Genomic DNA, 18,831 nt, shown 5'->3' with positions numbered 1-18,831 from the left:
CGTATTTCGAATATCGAACACCAAAGTACTTCGAAATTCATTATTCAAGATTCGGTGTTCAATATTCTTATTTAAAGCATTTACTATGACCTTTAACTCAACTATTCTTATCCATCCGGGACTGGGAAACTCCGGTCCGGCACACTGGCAGTCGCTTTGGGAAAAGCAGTTTAACTTTGGTCGTATTGAACAGCAGGACTGGGACACCCCGGTTTGCAGCGACTGGATAACAACCCTCAACAGCTATGTGCAGCAACATGATCCCAAAAACGTGATCCTGGTTGGGCACAGCCTGGCTTGCACCACCATAGCCTATTGGGCAGAACAATACAACGTAAATATTAAAGGCGCCCTGTTGGTTGCTCCCAGCGATACCGAAGCCGATACCTATCCCGAAGGCACTACAGGTTTTACGCCCGTACCATTGATAAAATTGCCTTTCAAGAGCATCACCGTAGCCAGTAGTAACGACTATTATGTAACCGGCGAACGTGCCCGCTTATTTGCCGATAGCTGGGGCAGCGAACTGGTAGAAATTGGCGATGCGGGCCATATTAACCTGGCATCAGGCTTTGGCGAATGGCCCCAGGGATTGGAGTTGTTGAAGCAATTGGATAATTGATATATTTATCCTGTAAACACATTTAATAAATTATGTCATTGCGAGCGTAGCGCGGCAATCTCATCAATGCAAATCACTCATTGATGGTCCACTTGTCCTGATGAGATTGCTTCGTCGTTCCTCCTCGCAATGACATACTTTTTAGTATAGACATCATGCTTGTAAACTCCTCCATACTCCGCGTTTTTACCGAAAACATTTTCAAGGCTATCGGTTGTAGTGTTGAGCATTCCACCCTTGCCGCTGATGTTTTGCTGCGGTCTGATCTGCGGGGGATTGACTCGCATGGGGTAGCCCGTTTGAGCGGCTATGTGCGCCTTTGGGAGAAGAATCGCATCAATGCCACACCCAATATCCACATAGTACACGAAACGCCCACTACGGCCACCGTTGACGGCGATGCAGGTCTTGGCTTGGTGGTTGCTCCCTTTGCTATGCAAGTGGCCATCAAAAAGGCCGAATTATATGGCTCGGGCTGGGTATCGGTACGCAATTCCAACCATTTTGGTATTGCGGGCTATCACGCGCTGATGGCAGTAGAAAAAGACATGATCGGTTTTGCCATGACCAATGCCAGTCCGCTGGTGGCGCCTACTTTTTCGAGCGAGCGGCTGTTGGGTACCAATCCTATGTGCTATGCCTTCCCGGCTGGTCATTACCCACCTGTCGTGGTCGATCTGGCTACCTCAGCAGCGGCCAATGGCAAGCTGGAAATAGCCCAGCGATTAGGTAAACAGGTACCCGAAGGCTGGATTCAGGACAAAGGCGGCAACTATACTACCGATCCGCATGCCCTTAAAACCGGCGGGGCGTTGTTACCACTGGGTGGCGACCGTGACCATGGTAGCCATAAAGGCTTCGGGCTGAGCGCCACGGTGGATATTTTGTCGGCGGTGCTATCCGGTGCCAATTATGGGCCCTGGGTGCCTCCTTTTGTGGCTTTTCTGGATCCGCCGGCTAACCCGGTGGGGCAAGGTATCGGTCATTTTGTGGGCGCTATGCGGGTGGATGGTTTTCGGCCGGTTGATGAGTTTAAGAGCCACCTGGATAACTGGATAATGCGCTTTAAGACCTCCGCAACTGTCGACCCAACCCGGAAGGTCATTATCCCCGGTGAGCCCGAACTGGAGGCAGAGCACCATCGCGGTACCCATGGTATACCCCTGGTTGACGCCGTTGTTGCCGACCTCCATATTTTGGCCGAACGTTTTGGGGTGGAACCCTTGCAGGGATTATAATTTATTCCGGCGCTACACATGTGCACTACATGATGACTAACGCGTCCTGTAGGATCTTGAAACAAATTCAGGATGACTTTTCTTTTCTGTTAATCTATAAAATCCAGTCATGCCGAACTTGTTTCGGCATCCCATTGGCAAGGTGTACAACATGATAACCGACTTGTCCTGTGAGATCCTGAAACAAGTTCAGGATGACTTATCTTTTCTAGTATAAGACTAAACGCGTCATTGCGAACGTAGTGTGGCAATCCCCGACTGGCAGAGCCGCCCTGTACGGTATAGAGATTGCTTCGTACCTCGCAATGGCGCTTGTTTAGTAATATCCACAAAAAAGCCCACCCGGTAAACCAGGCAGGCTATGCAAATCTCTTATTCCCTACTCAGGAGCTTAGGGGACTTAGTGGATAATGTTAAACAACCTGCTCCACCTGATCTTGCTCAGGAAACTGGCGTTATCGTCGATACTCATCCAGATGAACAGGGCCTTACCTACTATGTGGTCTTCGGGCACAAATCCCCAGAAACGTGAATCTTCGGAGTTGTGGCGGTTATCGCCCATCATAAAGTAATAGTTCAGCTTAAAGGTGTAGGTATCAGCTTTTTTTCCGTTGATCAGGATATCCTTGCCCACTACCTGTACTTTGTTACCCTCGTAAATTTCAATAGCACGACCATAAACCGGGAAGGTTAAACTATCCAGTTTTACTGTCCAACCTTTTTTAGGTACGATGATCGGGCCGTAATTATCTACGTTCCACTTAAAATTCGGGAAGTTGGGTGTGATCTTATAATTCGGGAATTTTACCGGGTACACATCACCATTCAACTGATCCGGAACCCCGGCAGGTGATATATTGGGTGTAACTGATTTTATGTTCGAATATCCCTTTAATGCAGTGGCCGATGCCAGGGTTGTATTGGTGGTAAAAGTATTATCCGCCCCGGGTGCAATATCTTCCAGGTGAAGCTCATTAACCAACTGCGGATTAATTTCGCTGCCATCTGATTTTACCACATAGTTCATTTCTCCATGCGGTGGTGTAATGGCAGGTTTGCCGTTTATAACCACCTGCGCGTTCACTACACTCAGCGTATCGCCGGGTGTACCCTGGCAGCGTTTAATATAATTTTCGCGTTTATCAACCGGGCGATATAGTGGAGAATCGGCATCCATTGGATAGTTAAATACCACTACATCACCTTTTTTCACATCGCTCAAGCCGGGTAAGCGGTAATAAGGCAATTCGATGCCATCCCAGTACGCTTTGGTATTGATGAGCGGCATGGTATGATGCGCAAAGGGGAAAGCAACGGGTGTCATAGGCAGACGGGCGCCATAGTTCACTTTACTTACAAACAGGTAATCGCCAATTAACAACGAGCTTTCCATAGATGCGCTGGGGATCACGTAAGCCTCAATAAACAGGGTACGGATCAGCGTGGCGGCTATCACCGCGAAAATAATAGCATCGGCCCATTCGCGGGCTGAGCTCTTTTTTAAAGCCAACTTGTATTTTTCCTTAAACTCCGGACTGGCTGATGGGCCCAGGTATTTGGTATCCTTATCAAAACCCCATTTGGGCAGATATATAAATTCCAACACTATACCGGCAAAATGCTCCCTTAAAGAAAACTTACCATATGATTTTAAAAAATCTACCATGATCCCTATCGCCACCAAAATATTCACACCGGGTATAAATATCAGCACCATCCACCACAATGGACGGCCGCTTAATTTGATCATGGCGTAAAAGTTATAAAAAGGAATAACAGCTTCCCAGCCGGGCCTGCCGCCCTTTTCAAACAATTTCCATAAGCCTACATAAGGCAATATGATCAGTATTATAAATGCAATTACAAATTCTACAACGTTCACTATTCTATTTTTTAAGTACTAATTAATGTTCTGTGTTTAGCTATTGAAAAAATCATTAATTCAAAACCATGTCATCTCGAACGAGGTACGAGGAGAGATCTTTTGCGTCGGACTTAAACAATGTAAAAGGTTTTTCGCTTAGTACCTCATTTACCCATGCCCTGTCTCCCTCATGTCATTGCGAGGAGGAACGACGAAGCAATCTCGTAGCTATTCTCATAGGTGAGAACGCGAGGAGATTGCCACGCTACGCTCGCAATGACATATTTTTAATTCTCAGATTGACATAACTTTTATATTTTTCCAATTACTAACTGTTCTAATTATTAATGTATCCCTCTAAACAACCTGCTCCAGCGTATCTTATTTACAAATGATGCGGTACTGTCAACACTCATCCAGGTAAATAAGGCCTTGCCTACTACGTGATCTTCGGGTAAAAATCCCCAATAACGCGAATCTTCGGAGTTATGGCGGTTATCACCCATCATCCAGTAGTAATTGAGTTTAAAAGTGTAAGTATCGGCTTTTTTATCGTTTATATAAATATCCCGGCCCACAACTTTTACTTTATTATGCTCATAAATTTCAATAGCCCTGCCATAAACCGGGAAGGTTAAACTATCCAGCTTCACTGTCCAGCCTTTTTTAGGGATAATGATGGGTCCGTAATTATCCACGTTCCAGGTATAATGCGGGAATGCCGGGGTGTTTTTATAGCGTGGGTATTTAGCAGGATAAACCGGGTTCAGATCGTCGGCAATGTTTTTTGGCGCGACATCTGCCGTAACCGACTTGATATTGGAATACCCTCTCAATGCCTTGGCCGATTCAACGGTAGTATTGGTTTTAAATGTGGTACTGTCGATAATACCAATATCGCTTAAATGGAGTTCGTTGATCAATTGTGGGTTTATCTGGCTACCATCGGTTTTTACGATGTAGGCCATTTCGCCTTTAGCGGCGGTTGTTTCGGGTTTACCATTGATGTAAACCTGGGCGTTTACCAGGCTCAGGGTGTCGCCGGGTGTTCCCTGGCAGCGTTTAATAATATTTTCGCGCTTATCAACCGGGCGGTAATAGGGCGAATCGGCCTCTATCGGCGCGTTAAAAACCACGATGTCGCCTTTTTTAATATCGCTGAAACCAGGCAAGCGATAATATGGCAACTGGATACCATCCCAATAAGCCTTTGCATTGGTAGTATAAGGTATGGTGTGGTGCATAAAAGGTATGGCTACGGGAGTTATAGGCGTACGGGCGCCATAGTTAACCTTGCTTACAAATAAATAATCGCCGATGAGCAGGGAGCTCTCCATCGATCCGCTGGGAATAACATAAGCCTCAATAAAAAGGGTACGTATCAGTGTGGCCGCAATCACCGCGAAAATTATAGCATCGCCCCATTCACGCAGAGCACTCTTTTTCTTTTTGGTTTTGCTTTTATCTTTTTTCCAGAATTTCCAGTTCATATTTCAGATGTGCAGATTTCAAATATGCAGATGTGCAAATGATAGATGTGCAAATGTGCAGATTGGTTTAAAAGTATGTAATTATTTTTTATTCCCTATGACTGTTTTGTAAGCTATATGTTACTATTCAAATGTGCGGATGTGCAAATATGCAGATGTGCAGATGAGAAAATAGATGAACGAATGAGTTAATTCTGTTAATTCATAAATTCCAAAAATTCGGGTTCAGACAATCTGCACATCTGAAATCTGCACATTTGCACATCTATTTTATCACTCTCATCACCCTGCTCCACCTAATCTTGTTGACCGACGGCGATGTGGCATCCCAGCTCATCCAAACAAACAGAGCCTTGCCAACAATATGATCTTCGGGTACAAATCCCCAAAAACGCGAATCTTCTGAATTATGGCGGTTATCGCCCATCATCCAGTAATAGTTGAGCTTAAAAGTATACGTGCTGGTCGGTTTACCATTGATGATAATATTATTACCATTTACCTGCAGTTTATTCTGTTCATAAACTTCAATGGCCCGGCGATAGATGGGCAGTGTAAGGCTGTCGAGCTTTACCGTCCAGCCTTTTTTGGGGATAATGATGGGACCAAAATTGTCCACATTCCACCTGAACTTAGGGTCGTGCGGAAATATCTCGGGATCATACACCCCTCTGAACCGGATGTTGGCCCTAACCGACCTGATATCGGATTGTTGCTTTAACAATGTGGCCGCTCGCGCAGTCATGTTCATCATAAAATCCTGATTGGTAAACTGCTGAATATCTGACAAGTGCAGATCGTAGGCCAGTTGCCGGTTAAAACTACTGCCATTGTTACGTACCATGTATTCCATTTCGCCACGGGGCGGCGTAATGGCGGCTTTGCCATTTACATACACTTGCGCGTTAAGCAGGCTCAGGGTATCGCCGGGGGTTCCCTGGCAGCGTTTGATATAGTTTTCGCGTTTATCAACCGGGCGGTAATAGGGCGAATCGGCATCCATGGGATAATTAAACACCACCACATCACCCCTTTTTATATCGCCAAAACCGGGCAGCCTGAAATAGGGCAGTTTGATGCCATCCCAATAAGCCTTGCCACCGGTAAGCGGCATGGTATGGTGTGCAAAGGGGAAGGCAACGGGCGTCATGGGCAGGCGGGCACCATAATTTATTTTGCTCACAAACAAAAAATCGCCCACAAGTAAGGAGCTTTCCATAGATGGTGTGGGGATGGTATAGGCCTCGATAAAAAGCGAACGGATAAGCGTGGCGGCAACTACTGCAAAAATAACCGCTTCGGCCCATTCGCGGGTGCTTGATTTACGAAGATCCTTGTGGTGTTCTTCATGAAAATCGGCACTTGCCGATGGACCCAGGTAGCGTGTGTTTTTATCAAAACCCCATTTGGGCAGGCAAATGAACGGCAGCAGAATAACCGCTGCGTTTTGGCTTATTTTAAATTTGCCGTATGATTTGATAAAGTCAATCGCTATGCCTACACCAACAATAATGTTGATGCCGGGTATAAGCAACAGCAATAATAGCCACCAGGGCCTGCCGCTGAGTTTGAGCATGATATAGATACTGTAAACCGGGATCAGCGATTCCCAACCCGGACGACCGGCTTTTTCAAATAGCTTCCATAAGCCGATAGTAATTAAAATTATTATCGGCCCGGCAGTTAAGCAGAAGGCGGTATAAGTTGCTATATCCATTTAAAAATAGCGGTGCTATTTAAAATCAAACATAGCATCAACAGAATAGAAACCTTTTTTATTGTGCAGCCACTCGGCGGCCAGTACCGCGCCCAGGGCAAACCCGTTACGGTTATGGGCGGTATGTTTAAATTCGATGGTATCTACTTCGGAGTCGTAAATAACGGTATGCGTACCCGGAACGCTGTCGATACGTAAAGACTCGATGAGCAATTGGTTATTGGAAACCGCGTCATCATCGCTCTTATCATCGGTAGTTAAAACATTAACCCATTCAGATTTTGTCTCCAGGTTTTCCAGGATACCTTCGGCAATGGTGATAGCGGTACCGCTGGGCGAGTCGAGCTTTTGGGTATGATGAATTTCTTCTACCTGCACATCATAATAAGGATAGTTATTCATCACCTTGGCCAACAGTCGGTTAACATGAAAAAATATATTTACGCCGACGCTAAAGTTTGAGCCGTACAACAAGGTGCTGTTGTTTTCCTGACAAAGCTGTTTTATTTCAGGGATCTGATCGTACCAGCCGGTTGTACCAACTACAATGGGTACGCCCGCGCTAAAGCATTGCTTAATGTTACCTAATACTGATGCCGGCATGGTAAATTCAATAGCCACATCGGCTTTTTGTAAGTTTTCAACCGTCAGATCATCCAGGGTGTCGTGATCTATCGTTAATACAATTTCATGTTTGCGGCTAATGGCGATCTTCTCGATGATCTTGCCCATTTTTCCATAACCCAGTAATGCAATTTTCATAATTTTTATATTGGTATCAAGTAGCTAGTATCAAGACCCCTGTATCTGGTATAGTTAGATTTTAAAAATCTTGATACTTGATACTAACTACCTGATACTAAAATTCGATACTATCCTAAAACGTAAAGGTAATTTTTATCGACGGAATATAAGAAGGATTACCACTTTGTGCAAAAAGTGGCTGGTTCATTAAACCAGGGGTAACTTTCATATTCATGCCCAGGTTATTATCAACCGTATAGGAATGTATGAATTTAGCATCGATATAAGCATCAATGGTTTGGATACCCCAGAAAGCCAAAATACCCAGAATACTCAGGTCGCGGTTACGTCTGTAGCCATCAAGCTCGCTGATGATGCTGGCATCGGGTACATTATATTGGGCATATAGCTGGTATTCGGCATAATACTTTTGACCGGGCGTGGGGGCTATACCCTGCTTTCGGTAATTGTATATCGCCAGATCCTGGTTATAATATTTTTGGTTAAATATAACCGCCGAAACCAAAAGCCCTATACCGCCATAAACGATAGGCACTTTCCACCAGCGATGATTGTATAGCTGGCCCCATCCCGGCACCATTAAGGAGTGCATGACAGCTTTGTGCGGACTATGCAAGCTATCGGGGTGATAGGCTTTTTCTTTTCTGATGGGTGGCGCAAAGGAGCCGGGGGCTGTGTTCGACGCTTTTTTTAAAGTATCGCTTTTACCAGACTTCGCGGTATCCGGTCCAAGCCCCTGTGCTTTCGCCGTTAAGGCAAATACCGAAACCAAACCAATAACAAGCAGGAATTTATACATCTTTATAATATTTAAGAGGCAAGAATCAAGAGACAAGAATCAAGAAAAAGTGATAATCATAGATTTATCTTCATGTCTTGATTCTTGACTCTAATTTCTTGGATCTCGGTCTTACCAATCCAGCATCTCGAGGATCCGGCCCAGATCATCTTCTGAAAGAAAAGGTATTTCAATAACACCACTTCCTTTGTTGCCTACCTTGAGTTTTACCCTTGTACTAAACTTTGAAGCCAGATCGTCCTGTATTTTTTGCAGCTGGTATGATACCGGTTCGGGTTGTTTACCTTCCTTCTTTACCGGCGATTTCTGCATTTCACGAGCCAGTTCTTCAGCTTTACGAACGGATAAACCTTGCTGAATGATATGTTGATGTAAATATAATTGTTTGGCGGGATCGTCAATAGTGATCAAAGCCTTGGCATGTCCCATGGTAAGCCCACCATCGCGGATGGATGCCTGTATGCTTGGCGGCAACTTTAACAGGCGCAGATAGTTGGTTACGGTTGAGCGGTTTTTGCTCACCCTGTCGCCCAGTTCTTCCTGTTTCAGGTTACACTCTTCTATCATACGCTGAAAGCTGAGCGCCACTTCAATGGCATTCAGGTTTTCGCGCTGGATGTTCTCGATCAGGGCCATTTCCAGCATTTGCTGGTCGTTGGCCGTACGCACATAGGCGGGGATCTGCGTTAAGCCGGCTATTTTTGAAGCACGGAAACGGCGCTCGCCCGATATGAGCTGGTATTTATGCGCGTTGATGCGCCTTACGGTAATGGGTTGTATTAAGCCCTGTAATTTGATGGAGTCGGCCAGTTCGGCCAGTGCCTGTTCATCAAAATCGGTACGGGGCTGAAAAGGGTTTACCTCAATTTCGGCCAGCTGTATCTCATTTACCGAGCCCAGGCTGTTAACCTCCGCAGCTGATGTGGAGGCTTCTTTATCTTTGTCCTTAGTTTTATTATAAGGTTGTACGTTTACAGAATCATTCAACAGCGCACTTAATCCTTTGCCCAGGGCATTTCTTCTTTCACTACTCATTGGTTACACTGTTGCGGTGGCTGCTTTTGCCTCATCCTTGGTCAGGCCGTTCTTTTCAATAATTTCGCGGGCCAGGTTTAAATAATTGATGGCACCTTTACAGGTGGCATCGTGCATAATTACCGATACGCCAAAGCTTGGCGCCTCGCTTAAACGGGTGTTACGCTGAATAATGGTATCAAAAACCATATCCTCAAAATGCGTTTTCACCTCATCAACCACCTGGTTGCTCAGACGCAGACGCACATCGTACATGGTTAACAAAATACCTTCAATTTCCAGCTGCGGGTTCAGGCGCGACTGTACAATTTTGATGGTGTTAAGCAATTTACCCAAACCTTCCAAGGCGAAATACTCGCACTGTACGGGGATGATTACCGAGTTGGCAGCGGTTAAGGCGTTAATAGTGATCAAACCTAATGATGGCGAGCAGTCGATAATAATAAAGTCATACTCGTTTTGTATGGCTTCAAATACCTGTTTCATTTTATACTCGCGTCCGCTCAGATTGATCATCTCTATCTCGGCACCTACCAGGTCTATGTGAGCCGGCAGCAGGTCGAGATTAGGGGTATCCGTTTTCTGGATAGCCTCATGTGGGTCAACCTGGTTAATGATGCACTCGTAAATACTATTCTTGATGTTACGGGGATCAAAACCGATACCCGATGTTGAATTAGCCTGCGGATCCGCATCAACCAACAAGGTTTTAAAATCTAATACGGCCAAACTTGCGGCCAGATTTATAGATGATGTAGTTTTTCCTACGCCACCTTTCTGGTTGGCTAAAGCAATTATTTTACTCATTCTATATCCTTACAAAATTTATATTACAATGATTTATAACAACGAAAAATAGAACCGGAAATTTCTACTTTCGTAAAAGTTTTTGTCCGGTGCTAAAGATACGGATTTAAAACTATTCCGAAATCCACAGGTTTTGGCAATTTACAAACAATATTTTAGTTAGTGAATTATTGAGTTAGTGATTGAGCGACTACTTTAAGCCCTGATTATCAGAATTAAATAGTCATTATTTTTATTATAGTTAAAAAATTATCAACTCAGCATTTTAAATAATTCAATAAATCACTAACCCAATAATTCATTAATTAAATAAATGATCACTATTATATCGTCAACCAACCGCCCCGGGAGCCATACACTTAAACTTGCTCAATATTATCAGCAAAAATTGAGCGAGAAAGGCCTTGAGGCAGGTATATTTTCATTGGCCGATCTGCCGGCAAACGTAATACAGACTGATCTTTACGGCAAACGCAGCCCGGAGTTCCTACCCATACAGGACCTGATCAGTCGCACCGATAAATTCATATTTATTATTCCCGAATACAATGGCAGTTTCCCCGGAGTACTGAAAGTGTTGATGGATGCCTGCGATTTTCCGGCTAGCTTTTACGATAAAAAAGCCGCGCTGGTTGGCCTGTCGTCAGGCAAGTACGGCAACATCAGGGGTATCGACCACTTTACAGGAGTTTGTCATTATATGCACCTCAATATCATGTCGTTAAAAATCCATATTTCATCTATTAACAAAGAGATGGATCAGGATGGCAATTTGTTAAATGCCGATACTTTAAAGTTTACCAACGAGCAGATAGATAAGTTTATTAAATTCTGATCATCATTTAACCTTAGAGACGCATATTTGCGTCTCCAAAAAATCCAAATGGTGGTTGCAATCGGGAGACGCATGTGATGCGTCTCTACGTAAGAATACTACCCGCTGATCAATTTGGCCATACCAAACGCTGCGGCTGCGGCTAAAGCCCCTATCAATAATACTTTCAGCGCTCCTTTGATGGCAGGCTGCCCGGTTACCCTGCTTTTGAAATAACCGAACACAAACAGGCAGATCATGGTGATACCACAGGAGTAATACAAGGCTTGTGTAGAATCGGCGATAAAAAAATAGGGCGACAGCGGGATAATGCCCCCAACAATATAGGATACACCAATAGTGATGGCACTTTGCGTGGCCCGGTTAGCTTTGGGCTCTTCCAGTCCCAGTTCATAGCGCATCATAAAATCAACCCATTTATCTTTGTCTTTGGCCATTTCTTCGGCAACCTCGTTCTGTAGTTTTTCCGACAGACCAAAGGCAGCGAACACTTCCTTTACTTCCGCTTTTTCCTGCTCAGGTACTTTTTCTACCTCTTCATACTCCCGTTTCAGTTCGGAGGCATAATGATCAACTTCGGTGCGACCGGCTAAAAATCCACCCAGGCCCATAGCGATGGAACCCGCCACAATTTCGGCTATCCCGGCTGTGATTACAATACCCGATGAATTTACCGCCCCGCTTAAACCCGCGGCCAGCGCAAAAGGTACCGTTAAGCCATCAGACATGCCAATAACAATATCCCTGATGGTGTCTGAGCTTTGTAAATGATGTTCGTGATGCATAATGATAAATGTACCTGCATTAAGCTTAGTAATCGGTATAAATAACTATTTGTTATTAGTTTGAATTAAACTTTACTGCTTTTGCACACACCAGGTGGTCATGCAACGCAGGTTTTGCACATTGGTGGTTTTGATAGGTTCATAAAGGGAGCCGCCTAATTCGGCGGTGTAGCGGAGCAGCGTTTGCTCGTTCACCAAAAAACGTTCAGAACCATCGGGCAGCAGGTAACGGCCATTACCTCTGCTTACTACCAGTTCTTCGATACCAATATCCGATGCCAGGCGCGCAAACAGATAACCGCCGGGTTTCAGCACCCGCCACAGGGAGCGCATCATGCGATCAAAATGCTGTTCGTTTTTGGCAAAATGTAATACGGCGCTGCAGATCACCAGGTCGAAAAAATCACCGGCCAAGGGCATGTCTTCTACTCCCGATACCCGGAACTTGTTGAGCGCATGTGTAGATGAAAGTTTTGCCGAGAGCTGCCTTACCGCCTCCACGGCTTCTACACTTTGATCTATACCATATACATCAAAGCCGTTCTGCATAAAATATACCAGGTTGCGCCCGCCGCCGCAGCCGGCATCCAGTACGGTTGCGCAATGGTCAAAGCGCCCTTTCAATAATTGATCAAACAAATAGATATCAATATTGCCAAAGCTTTGCTGCAGGTTATTTTGCATGGGGTGATGATTTGGAGGGGAAAATTAAGGAATTTTAGCCAATGTCATTTATTTGATTAGTTGATTAGTAGTGCACCGTTAGGTGCAAAAGCTCGATAGAAATTAACATAAGGCTATTTTGCGTGCCGTAGGTACGCTACCCCACCGTGTTGATACACAACCGCGACAGTTTCATACCTACGGCACGACATTCTTATACTTTTATTTTCTACCGACCTTTAACCCCGATGGGGTTTAACTCAATTTTTCAGGGACATTGATTAATTTCCACTGTAACATTTCCTGCCAAAATAAATCTCATAGGTATGGAAACATTCATCTACCTCAGTACAAGAATTATCTCGGTATGTTGTCTGGCTGTAATTGCCTTTACTTCGGCTCCTTTTGCCAACCTTATGAAATGTTCGCGGGAGCAATAGTTCCATCCTGTTTTCTGCCATAAAACCACTAATTTTAACCCAATGATTTTTGATTTCAGGTTAAAGGTTTTTTATACGGTTGCCCAAAGGTTTAGCTTTACCAAGGCTGCCCATGAGCTGTACATTACCCAACCGGCGGTTACCAAACATATTAAAGAGCTGGAGCAGCAGTTGAACATACAGCTGTTTAAGCGCAATGGCAATAATATAGCGCTTACCGTAGCGGGTAAAGTACTGGTTCAATACGCCGAAAAGATCTTCCAAACTTATACCGAACTCGAAACCGAACTGGCCCAGCTCAACAATATGGAGGCCGGTACGCTGCACATTGGCGCCAGCACTACCGTGGCCCAAACTATTTTACCCAAGATCCTGGCGCTGTTCAAAAAGACCTATCCCGATGTTACCTTCAACTTTATACAGGGTAATACCGACTATATTTCGCAGCTGATCCTCGACGAAAAAATTGACGTAGCTATTGTGGAAGGTGCCGCCCATTCGCCCCAGCTGGCCTACTCCCCTTTTGCCAAGGACGAGATCGTTCTGGTGACCCGGGCCAACAATAAGTTATCCAAAAAACAGGAGATTAGTCCCAAACAATTACTGGATATACCACTGGTACTACGTGAAGCCGGTTCAGGCACGCTGGATGTGATCTTTAATGCCCTGGCCAATGTACAGATCAACCCCAAGGACCTGAACATCGAGATACAGCTGGAAAGCAGCATCGCCATCAAACAATATTTACTGTACTCAGATACCGCCACCTTTCTGTCTATCCAATCAGTATTAAGTGAGCTGAAATACAATGAGTTGAGCATTATTGAAATTAAGGGGATGGAAATTTTCCGCACTTTTCAGTTCATCCAGCTGCATGGCAAAAACAGCAAATTGATCGATCTTTTTAAGCGTTTCTGTCTCGCTAATTATAACTTAAAGTAATTGGACATTTTACAGGCATATTACTTATGCATCAAGTAAACTGTTTAAGATAGATCAGATAACTGCTGTAAGAGATGACAAAAGAAATGTATATAGCTTAAAATGAAATAAAGAAATGTTGGTATTTCTTTATTTTGACTATAGTTTCAATAGTTTATTTTACAATAAATAACAATTGCAAATGTTTTAACGCAATAGTTATTAACATTTCATATATAATTATCATCAAAAAGTAGTGTTTTGTTGATAACTTTTATGTAAACATTCAAAATGGTACATTTATTGTCTACATTTGTAACAGAACATTAACCCAATTAAAAATAATTATAATACAATAGCAGAATCTATTAGTGTTATGGTTCATTTAATTTTTAGATTAACAACCAACTTGCTCAATCATCTTTTAAAATATGTTGACTGCTGATACATATCTATATAAAAGCAATAAACCTTCATTTTTAATTTTATTTAACATTTGGGTTTATAATCATTTAAAATCTTATAGTAATAAGCTTGAGGCTTCCCTTGTAAAAGATTTTGAACGGGACTATCGCGCATTAGAAAATGATTTTTTACAATTGTCTAAGCTTACTCCAAAAGAAGCATTAAAAGAATTAAAATACTTTAAAATCTTTGTAAACTTTATAAATAAAGTTGATAAATCACTTTACGAAGTTGATAGTCATAAAATCAAGGCTGCATTTAGACAATTAAAAAAAATAACCTACAAAACTGAAGCAAGACTACACAGGATTGCTTATATGGACAATGAAGTTATAGAGACCTCAGAAACCCTTAAAAATCAAATATCTAATTTAGGGACTAAGTCTATACTTTCACATCTTTAAAATGTCTTTTAAGGAGGGTCACATAGTTGCTTTAAACTTTGAAATGCCTAATGACGGAAGTTATCTTGAACATCCAGCTGTAATTATTTCTTGTGATGAAGTCTATAGTAAAGATAAATGTTATGTATGCGTTATGATTTCAGGCACGGAACAAACAGACAGATTTTCTTTTAAATTAGATAGCACAATGTATGAAAAGCCCCATATAGGTAAAAAATCTCAAGTCAGATGCCATTTAATTCTTTATGTATTAGAAAAGTATATCCTTGATTTGCAGCCTTTTAATAAACTAACACCACAAGCTATGGAACGTCTAATCGCCCATATAAATGATGCCACCTTTGATGCTGCATAATCCACTGATCGATCTTTTTAAGCGTTTCTGCTTAGCCAACTATAACCTAAAGTAATCGTACATTACTAAATATCATTTGATTTCTGAATGACTTATAGCCACATTTGAGTGCTTAGTAAAAGCATTTTTATGGAACACATCAATACCGATATTTGCATTATAGGCGCAGGCCCTGTTGGTTTATTTGCTGTTTTTGAAGCGGGTTTACTTAAAATGCGCTGCCATTTAATTGACGTGCTGCCGCAGGTTGGCGGTCAGCTTTCCGAAATATATCCTCACAAACCTATTTACGATATTCCCGGTTATCCGGATATTACCGCCCAGCAACTGGTCGACCGGCTCATGGAGCAGGGAGCGCCCTTCCACCCTACTTTTAGTTTGGGCGAACGGGTTGAAACATTAACTAAAAACGACGATGGCTCCTATTTTATACAAACCAACGACGGCACCACCGTACATTGTCAGGTGGTAGTAATTGCAGGTGGCCTGGGTTGCTTTGAACCCCGCAAACCGGAGATTGACCGCCTACTGGAATTTGAAGGCAAAGGCGTAGCTTATATGGTTAAAAACCCCGAAGCCTTGCGCGGCCGCAAAGTGGTGATCGCTGGTGGCGGTGATTCGGCGCTGGACTGGGCCATATTTTTGGCCGATGTGGCCGAACGGGTTACGCTGGTACACCGGGGCGATACTTTCCGTGGTACGCCCGATGCTGCCGAAAAAGTTTTTGAACTGGCCAAACAAGGCAAGATCGACCTGATCCTGAAATCGAACGTAGTAGCTTTAACCGGCGAAGGGCACCTGCAGGAGGTTACTTTATTGGATCGTAATAACGAGGTGAGCCATATTGCTGCCGACAACCTGATACCCTTGTTTGGCCTCAGCCCTAAATTGGGACCAATTGCCAACTGGGGTCTCAACATCGATTTTTCGGCCATCGTGGTGAACACCCGCGATTACAGCACCAGCGTAGAACGGATTTATGCCATTGGCGATATCAATACCTATCCCGGTAAATTAAAGCTGATACTTTGTGGCTTCCATGAGGCGGCATTGATGGCTCAAAGCGCCTTTAAATACGTTTACCCCGAACAAAAACTAAGTTTTAAATACACCACCGTTTACGGCGTAACCGAGTTTTAGCCATGATCAACTTAATAATTGAAGACCGCGAAGGCCATCGTGCCCCAGTCGAGATTCCAGAGGGCATCAACCTGAGTTTGATGGAAGTGCTCAAAGCATCGGAATACGAGATACTGGCTACCTGCGGCGGCATGGCACTGTGCGCCACCTGCCATGTACAGGTAGTGGAAGGTCCTGAACAATATTTTACCCCTACAGATAATGAGCTCGACATGCTCGACACCCTGCCCAATGCCGGTCCGGACAGCCGCCTGGCCTGCCAGATCCACCTGAGCCAGGAAATGGATGGGATGGTGTTTAGATTACTTTAAGTTATGTGCAAAGTTTTCGTACACTAAGTAAACTTGACATATTTTAACAATTTAAGCGATCAAAAAGATCGCTTTTTGATGTTAAACGTTCAAAAATGGGTCATTTTAACACTTTTTAACAAATAGGGGAAAATAGGTGCAAAATTGATACACTAAGTTATGGTGCTAAAACCGGGAGATTTGCCTTAGCGGCGAAGACTCAGCCCATGTGCGCCCTCCGCGGAAAGGAAGGGATGCCCTTTCTCTTCACGAGTCATTGCGAGGAGGAACGACGTGGCAATCCCCTACTTACAGAGCGGCCCTGCTAATTGGGGATTATTAATATTGTTAATTATCTTTAAAGGTATTAATGAGCTCCCTCCGGTCGGTTGTCCACGCTACGCTCGCAGTGACGTGTTTTTTTATTCTTCTCCCTCACACTTCACCCCAATCCGAAATATCCCTCCCCAAATTACCCTACCTTTGATCTGTTACATCATCAAAAACAAATAAAATGGTAGCCGTAATTTTTGAAGTAATGCCCGCGGAGGGTAAAAAACAGGAATACCTGGATATAGCCGCTGATCTGAAACCGACGCTGGTAACTATTGATGGTTTTATTTCGATAGAACGTTTTCAAAGCCTGACCGATCCGGATAAAATATTATCCTTATCCTTTTGGCGCGATGAGGAGGCTGTAAAACAATGGCGCAATGTAGAAGTACACCGGGATGCCCAGGCCAAAGGTCGAGACTATGTATTTAAAGATTATCACTTACGCATAGCACATGTGGTACGTGATTACGGCATGTTCGATAGAAAGGAAGCACCCCAGGATAGTAAGCAGGCCCATCATGGGTAACTTATTGTATAAAGAAAAGCCTGTCAGTCTGAGCTTGTGGAAGACGCGCGCGCAGAGGCCTGCCCACCATGGTTCGACGGAGCTCACCATGACACCCCTCCTTTATGTCATTGCAAGGAGGTACGACGAAGCAATCTCCTCACGTGCCTCTACTTAGGATGAGGTTGCCACGCTGCGCTCGCAATGACATATTCTATAAATAACTGAGTTTTCCTTTACAACATGTCATTTCCCTTTCAGAGTTTCACCAAATTTTATAAATCAGGATGACGCAAAGCTGACCAAACACCGCAAGTTCCGGGTTTCACGGAGGCGCATGATTTGGCAATTTTGAATAAGTAAATAAGCGTATTCAATAATTATCAAAACGATATCATCATGCATAAAATAAGCGAACCCGCCATCCTGTACTTCGGCACCCCGGTGGTGCTCATCAGTACCCTGAACGAGGATGGATCATATAATTTAGCGCCCATATCATCAGTTTTCTGGCTGGGCTGGCGTTGTATCATCGGTATGGCCACCACCTCCAAAACGGTGCAAAACCTACGGCGTACTGGACAGTGTGTTTTAAACCTGCCATCGGTTAATGAGGTGCAGGCGGTTAATAACCTGGCCCTGAAAACCGGCATGAACCCGGTACCCGAGGCTAAACAAGGCAGGGGTTATTATTATGAGCCCGATAAGTTTGGTGTTGCCGGATTAACACCCGTACCATCGCAAAAAGTGGCTGCTCCGCGGGCCATGGAATGCCCGGTACAAATGGAGGCACACGTAGCCGAAATCCACCCCATTGGCGAAGATAACGAACAGCAACGCGGCCGCATCGTGACCATGGAGTTAAAAATAGTACAGGTTTACCTGGAAGAATCCATCATCATGAATGACGACCCTAACCGTGTTGACCCCGACAAATGGCGACCACTCATCATGAGTTTCCAGCAGTTTTATGGCCTGGGCGAACAGGTACAGGATTCGTCGCTGGCCAGCATTCCGGAGAACAAATACCGCAGCCCGGATATAGAGATAGCCCGGAATATGAAAAGTATCATGGAGCCGGTGGATGCCTGAGAAAACGTAAAAAGGGGGTGTCACCCTGAGCACCGTCGAAGGGTAGGGCGCAGAGGCCTGCCCACCATGCTTCGACGGTGCATGGCCTGTCTCCCTCATGTCATTGCGAGGAGGAACGACGAAGCAATCTCCTCGCGCACCTCTACCTGGGATGAGATTGCCACGCTCCGCTCCTTTAGATTAGCATAATTATTATATTGGACTATTTGATTGAGCAAGAAGCAGGGTAAACTAAGCTTCGCTCCGAGTTAGTGACTCACATT

At 44.1% G+C, this 18,831-nt stretch carries 19 protein-coding genes; 10 read left to right on the top strand and 9 right to left on the bottom strand.

The features are described 5' to 3' along the window. Positions 1-85: 85 nt before the first annotated feature. Together BLR84_RS18515 and BLR84_RS18510 are read left to right on the top strand one after the other, a co-directional pair. A complete protein-coding gene (locus tag BLR84_RS18515) occupies positions 86-622 on the top strand; it encodes an RBBP9/YdeN family alpha/beta hydrolase (RefSeq protein WP_090471110.1) in 537 nt (178 codons plus the stop codon). Between the two features lie 155 nt (positions 623-777). Next, positions 778-1,860 carry an Ldh family oxidoreductase gene (locus BLR84_RS18510; RefSeq protein ID WP_090471107.1) on the top strand — a complete coding sequence of 361 codons (1,083 nt, stop codon included), beginning with the start codon at positions 778-780 and terminating at the stop codon, positions 1,858-1,860. A 400-nt stretch (positions 1,861-2,260) separates the two neighbouring features. On the opposite strand, the gene lepB (BLR84_RS18505) is transcribed toward BLR84_RS18510, so the two are convergent. The 7 genes from lepB (BLR84_RS18505) to BLR84_RS18475 all read right to left on the bottom strand — a co-directional run bounded on the left by lepB (BLR84_RS18505) (position 2,261) and on the right by BLR84_RS18475 (position 10,337). Beyond that, positions 2,261-3,742 carry a signal peptidase I gene (gene lepB / locus BLR84_RS18505; protein WP_255366983.1) on the bottom strand — a complete coding sequence of 494 codons (1,482 nt, stop codon included), beginning with the start codon at positions 3,740-3,742 and terminating at the stop codon, positions 2,261-2,263. A 326-nt stretch (positions 3,743-4,068) separates the two neighbouring features. Beyond that, entirely contained in the window at positions 4,069-5,214 is a 1,146-nt protein-coding gene (lepB, locus tag BLR84_RS18500; RefSeq protein WP_090471105.1) for a signal peptidase I, read from the bottom strand. A gap of 265 nt (positions 5,215-5,479) precedes the next feature. Then, entirely contained in the window at positions 5,480-6,931 is a 1,452-nt protein-coding gene (lepB, locus tag BLR84_RS18495) for a signal peptidase I (RefSeq protein WP_090471103.1), read from the bottom strand. Between the two features lie 15 nt (positions 6,932-6,946). Continuing rightward, positions 6,947-7,693, bottom strand: a complete 747-nt coding sequence (gene dapB / locus BLR84_RS18490) for a 4-hydroxy-tetrahydrodipicolinate reductase (protein ID WP_090471101.1) — start codon at positions 7,691-7,693, stop codon at positions 6,947-6,949. 115 nt (positions 7,694-7,808) lie between these two features. Further along, a complete protein-coding gene (locus BLR84_RS18485) occupies positions 7,809-8,495 on the bottom strand; it encodes a DUF5683 domain-containing protein (RefSeq protein WP_090471099.1) in 687 nt (228 codons plus the stop codon). Positions 8,496-8,606: 111 nt separating this feature from the next. Continuing rightward, on the bottom strand, positions 8,607-9,530 hold the full coding sequence (locus BLR84_RS18480; RefSeq protein ID WP_090471097.1) for a ParB/RepB/Spo0J family partition protein: 924 nt from the start codon (positions 9,528-9,530) through the stop codon (positions 8,607-8,609). A 3-nt stretch (positions 9,531-9,533) separates the two neighbouring features. Further along, on the bottom strand, positions 9,534-10,337 hold the full coding sequence (locus BLR84_RS18475; RefSeq protein WP_090471095.1) for a ParA family protein: 804 nt from the start codon (positions 10,335-10,337) through the stop codon (positions 9,534-9,536). A gap of 313 nt (positions 10,338-10,650) precedes the next feature. Here BLR84_RS18475 and BLR84_RS18470 point away from each other — a divergent pair, with 313 nt between their 5' ends. Further along, positions 10,651-11,172, top strand: a complete 522-nt coding sequence (locus BLR84_RS18470; protein WP_090471092.1) for an NADPH-dependent FMN reductase — start codon at positions 10,651-10,653, stop codon at positions 11,170-11,172. A 98-nt stretch (positions 11,173-11,270) separates the two neighbouring features. Here the strand turns inward: BLR84_RS18470 and BLR84_RS18465 are convergent, their stop codons facing one another. Together BLR84_RS18465 and BLR84_RS18460 are read right to left on the bottom strand one after the other, a co-directional pair. Beyond that, the gene (locus BLR84_RS18465) at positions 11,271-11,957 is read right to left on the bottom strand and encodes a VIT1/CCC1 transporter family protein (RefSeq protein ID WP_176852099.1); all 687 of its coding nucleotides are present in this window, start codon (positions 11,955-11,957) and stop codon (positions 11,271-11,273) included. Positions 11,958-12,029: 72 nt separating this feature from the next. Beyond that, complete coding sequence (locus BLR84_RS18460) at positions 12,030-12,641, bottom strand: class I SAM-dependent methyltransferase (RefSeq protein ID WP_090471088.1); 612 nt, start codon at positions 12,639-12,641, stop codon at positions 12,030-12,032. A 461-nt stretch (positions 12,642-13,102) separates the two neighbouring features. Between BLR84_RS18460 and BLR84_RS18455 the strand changes: the two genes are divergently transcribed. The 7 genes from BLR84_RS18455 to BLR84_RS18425 all read left to right on the top strand — a co-directional run bounded on the left by BLR84_RS18455 (position 13,103) and on the right by BLR84_RS18425 (position 18,568). Further along, positions 13,103-14,002 carry a LysR substrate-binding domain-containing protein gene (locus BLR84_RS18455; protein WP_255366982.1) on the top strand — a complete coding sequence of 300 codons (900 nt, stop codon included), beginning with the start codon at positions 13,103-13,105 and terminating at the stop codon, positions 14,000-14,002. 410 nt (positions 14,003-14,412) lie between these two features. Then, complete coding sequence (locus BLR84_RS18450; protein ID WP_090471086.1) at positions 14,413-14,850, top strand: hypothetical protein; 438 nt, start codon at positions 14,413-14,415, stop codon at positions 14,848-14,850. Between the two features lies 1 nt (position 14,851). After that, positions 14,852-15,205, top strand: coding sequence for a type II toxin-antitoxin system PemK/MazF family toxin (locus BLR84_RS18445; RefSeq protein WP_090471084.1), 354 nt, complete (start codon positions 14,852-14,854; stop codon positions 15,203-15,205). A gap of 129 nt (positions 15,206-15,334) precedes the next feature. After that, positions 15,335-16,345, top strand: a complete 1,011-nt coding sequence (locus tag BLR84_RS18440) for an NAD(P)/FAD-dependent oxidoreductase (RefSeq protein ID WP_090471082.1) — start codon at positions 15,335-15,337, stop codon at positions 16,343-16,345. A 2-nt stretch (positions 16,346-16,347) separates the two neighbouring features. After that, complete coding sequence (locus tag BLR84_RS18435; protein ID WP_090471080.1) at positions 16,348-16,656, top strand: 2Fe-2S iron-sulfur cluster-binding protein; 309 nt, start codon at positions 16,348-16,350, stop codon at positions 16,654-16,656. 493 nt (positions 16,657-17,149) lie between these two features. Continuing rightward, on the top strand, positions 17,150-17,497 hold the full coding sequence (locus BLR84_RS18430) for an antibiotic biosynthesis monooxygenase family protein (protein WP_090471078.1): 348 nt from the start codon (positions 17,150-17,152) through the stop codon (positions 17,495-17,497). A gap of 378 nt (positions 17,498-17,875) precedes the next feature. Next, positions 17,876-18,568, top strand: coding sequence for a flavin reductase family protein (locus tag BLR84_RS18425; RefSeq protein ID WP_090471076.1), 693 nt, complete (start codon positions 17,876-17,878; stop codon positions 18,566-18,568). Positions 18,569-18,831: the final 263 nt, after the last annotated feature.

It is taken from the genome of Mucilaginibacter sp. OK268 (assembly GCF_900103125.1).
Lineage (GTDB): Bacteria > Bacteroidota > Bacteroidia > Sphingobacteriales > Sphingobacteriaceae > Mucilaginibacter.
This window is presented reverse-complemented; position numbering and strand designations above follow the sequence as displayed.

What these genes read in the sequence shown, in the direction of transcription:
- BLR84_RS18515 (WP_090471110.1), top strand. Translation starts at nt 86, where the DNA reads ATGACCTTTAACTCAACTATTCTTATCCATCCGGGACTGGGAAACTCC.
- BLR84_RS18510 (WP_090471107.1), top strand. Translation starts at nt 778, where the DNA reads ATGCTTGTAAACTCCTCCATACTCCGCGTTTTTACCGAAAACATTTTC.
- lepB (WP_090471105.1), bottom strand. Translation starts at nt 5,214, where the DNA reads ATGAACTGGAAATTCTGGAAAAAAGATAAAAGCAAAACCAAAAAGAAA.
- lepB (WP_090471103.1), bottom strand. Translation starts at nt 6,931, where the DNA reads ATGGATATAGCAACTTATACCGCCTTCTGCTTAACTGCCGGGCCGATA.
- dapB (WP_090471101.1), bottom strand. Translation starts at nt 7,693, where the DNA reads ATGAAAATTGCATTACTGGGTTATGGAAAAATGGGCAAGATCATCGAG.
- BLR84_RS18485 (WP_090471099.1), bottom strand. Translation starts at nt 8,495, where the DNA reads ATGTATAAATTCCTGCTTGTTATTGGTTTGGTTTCGGTATTTGCCTTA.
- BLR84_RS18480 (WP_090471097.1), bottom strand. Translation starts at nt 9,530, where the DNA reads ATGAGTAGTGAAAGAAGAAATGCCCTGGGCAAAGGATTAAGTGCGCTG.
- BLR84_RS18475 (WP_090471095.1), bottom strand. Translation starts at nt 10,337, where the DNA reads ATGAGTAAAATAATTGCTTTAGCCAACCAGAAAGGTGGCGTAGGAAAA.
- BLR84_RS18470 (WP_090471092.1), top strand. Translation starts at nt 10,651, where the DNA reads ATGATCACTATTATATCGTCAACCAACCGCCCCGGGAGCCATACACTT.
- BLR84_RS18465 (WP_176852099.1), bottom strand. Translation starts at nt 11,957, where the DNA reads ATGCATCACGAACATCATTTACAAAGCTCAGACACCATCAGGGATATT.
- BLR84_RS18460 (WP_090471088.1), bottom strand. Translation starts at nt 12,641, where the DNA reads ATGCAAAATAACCTGCAGCAAAGCTTTGGCAATATTGATATCTATTTG.
- BLR84_RS18455 (WP_255366982.1), top strand. Translation starts at nt 13,103, where the DNA reads ATGATTTTTGATTTCAGGTTAAAGGTTTTTTATACGGTTGCCCAAAGG.
- BLR84_RS18450 (WP_090471086.1), top strand. Translation starts at nt 14,413, where the DNA reads ATGTTGACTGCTGATACATATCTATATAAAAGCAATAAACCTTCATTT.
- BLR84_RS18445 (WP_090471084.1), top strand. Translation starts at nt 14,852, where the DNA reads ATGTCTTTTAAGGAGGGTCACATAGTTGCTTTAAACTTTGAAATGCCT.
- BLR84_RS18440 (WP_090471082.1), top strand. Translation starts at nt 15,335, where the DNA reads ATGGAACACATCAATACCGATATTTGCATTATAGGCGCAGGCCCTGTT.
- BLR84_RS18435 (WP_090471080.1), top strand. Translation starts at nt 16,348, where the DNA reads ATGATCAACTTAATAATTGAAGACCGCGAAGGCCATCGTGCCCCAGTC.
- BLR84_RS18430 (WP_090471078.1), top strand. Translation starts at nt 17,150, where the DNA reads ATGGTAGCCGTAATTTTTGAAGTAATGCCCGCGGAGGGTAAAAAACAG.
- BLR84_RS18425 (WP_090471076.1), top strand. Translation starts at nt 17,876, where the DNA reads ATGCATAAAATAAGCGAACCCGCCATCCTGTACTTCGGCACCCCGGTG.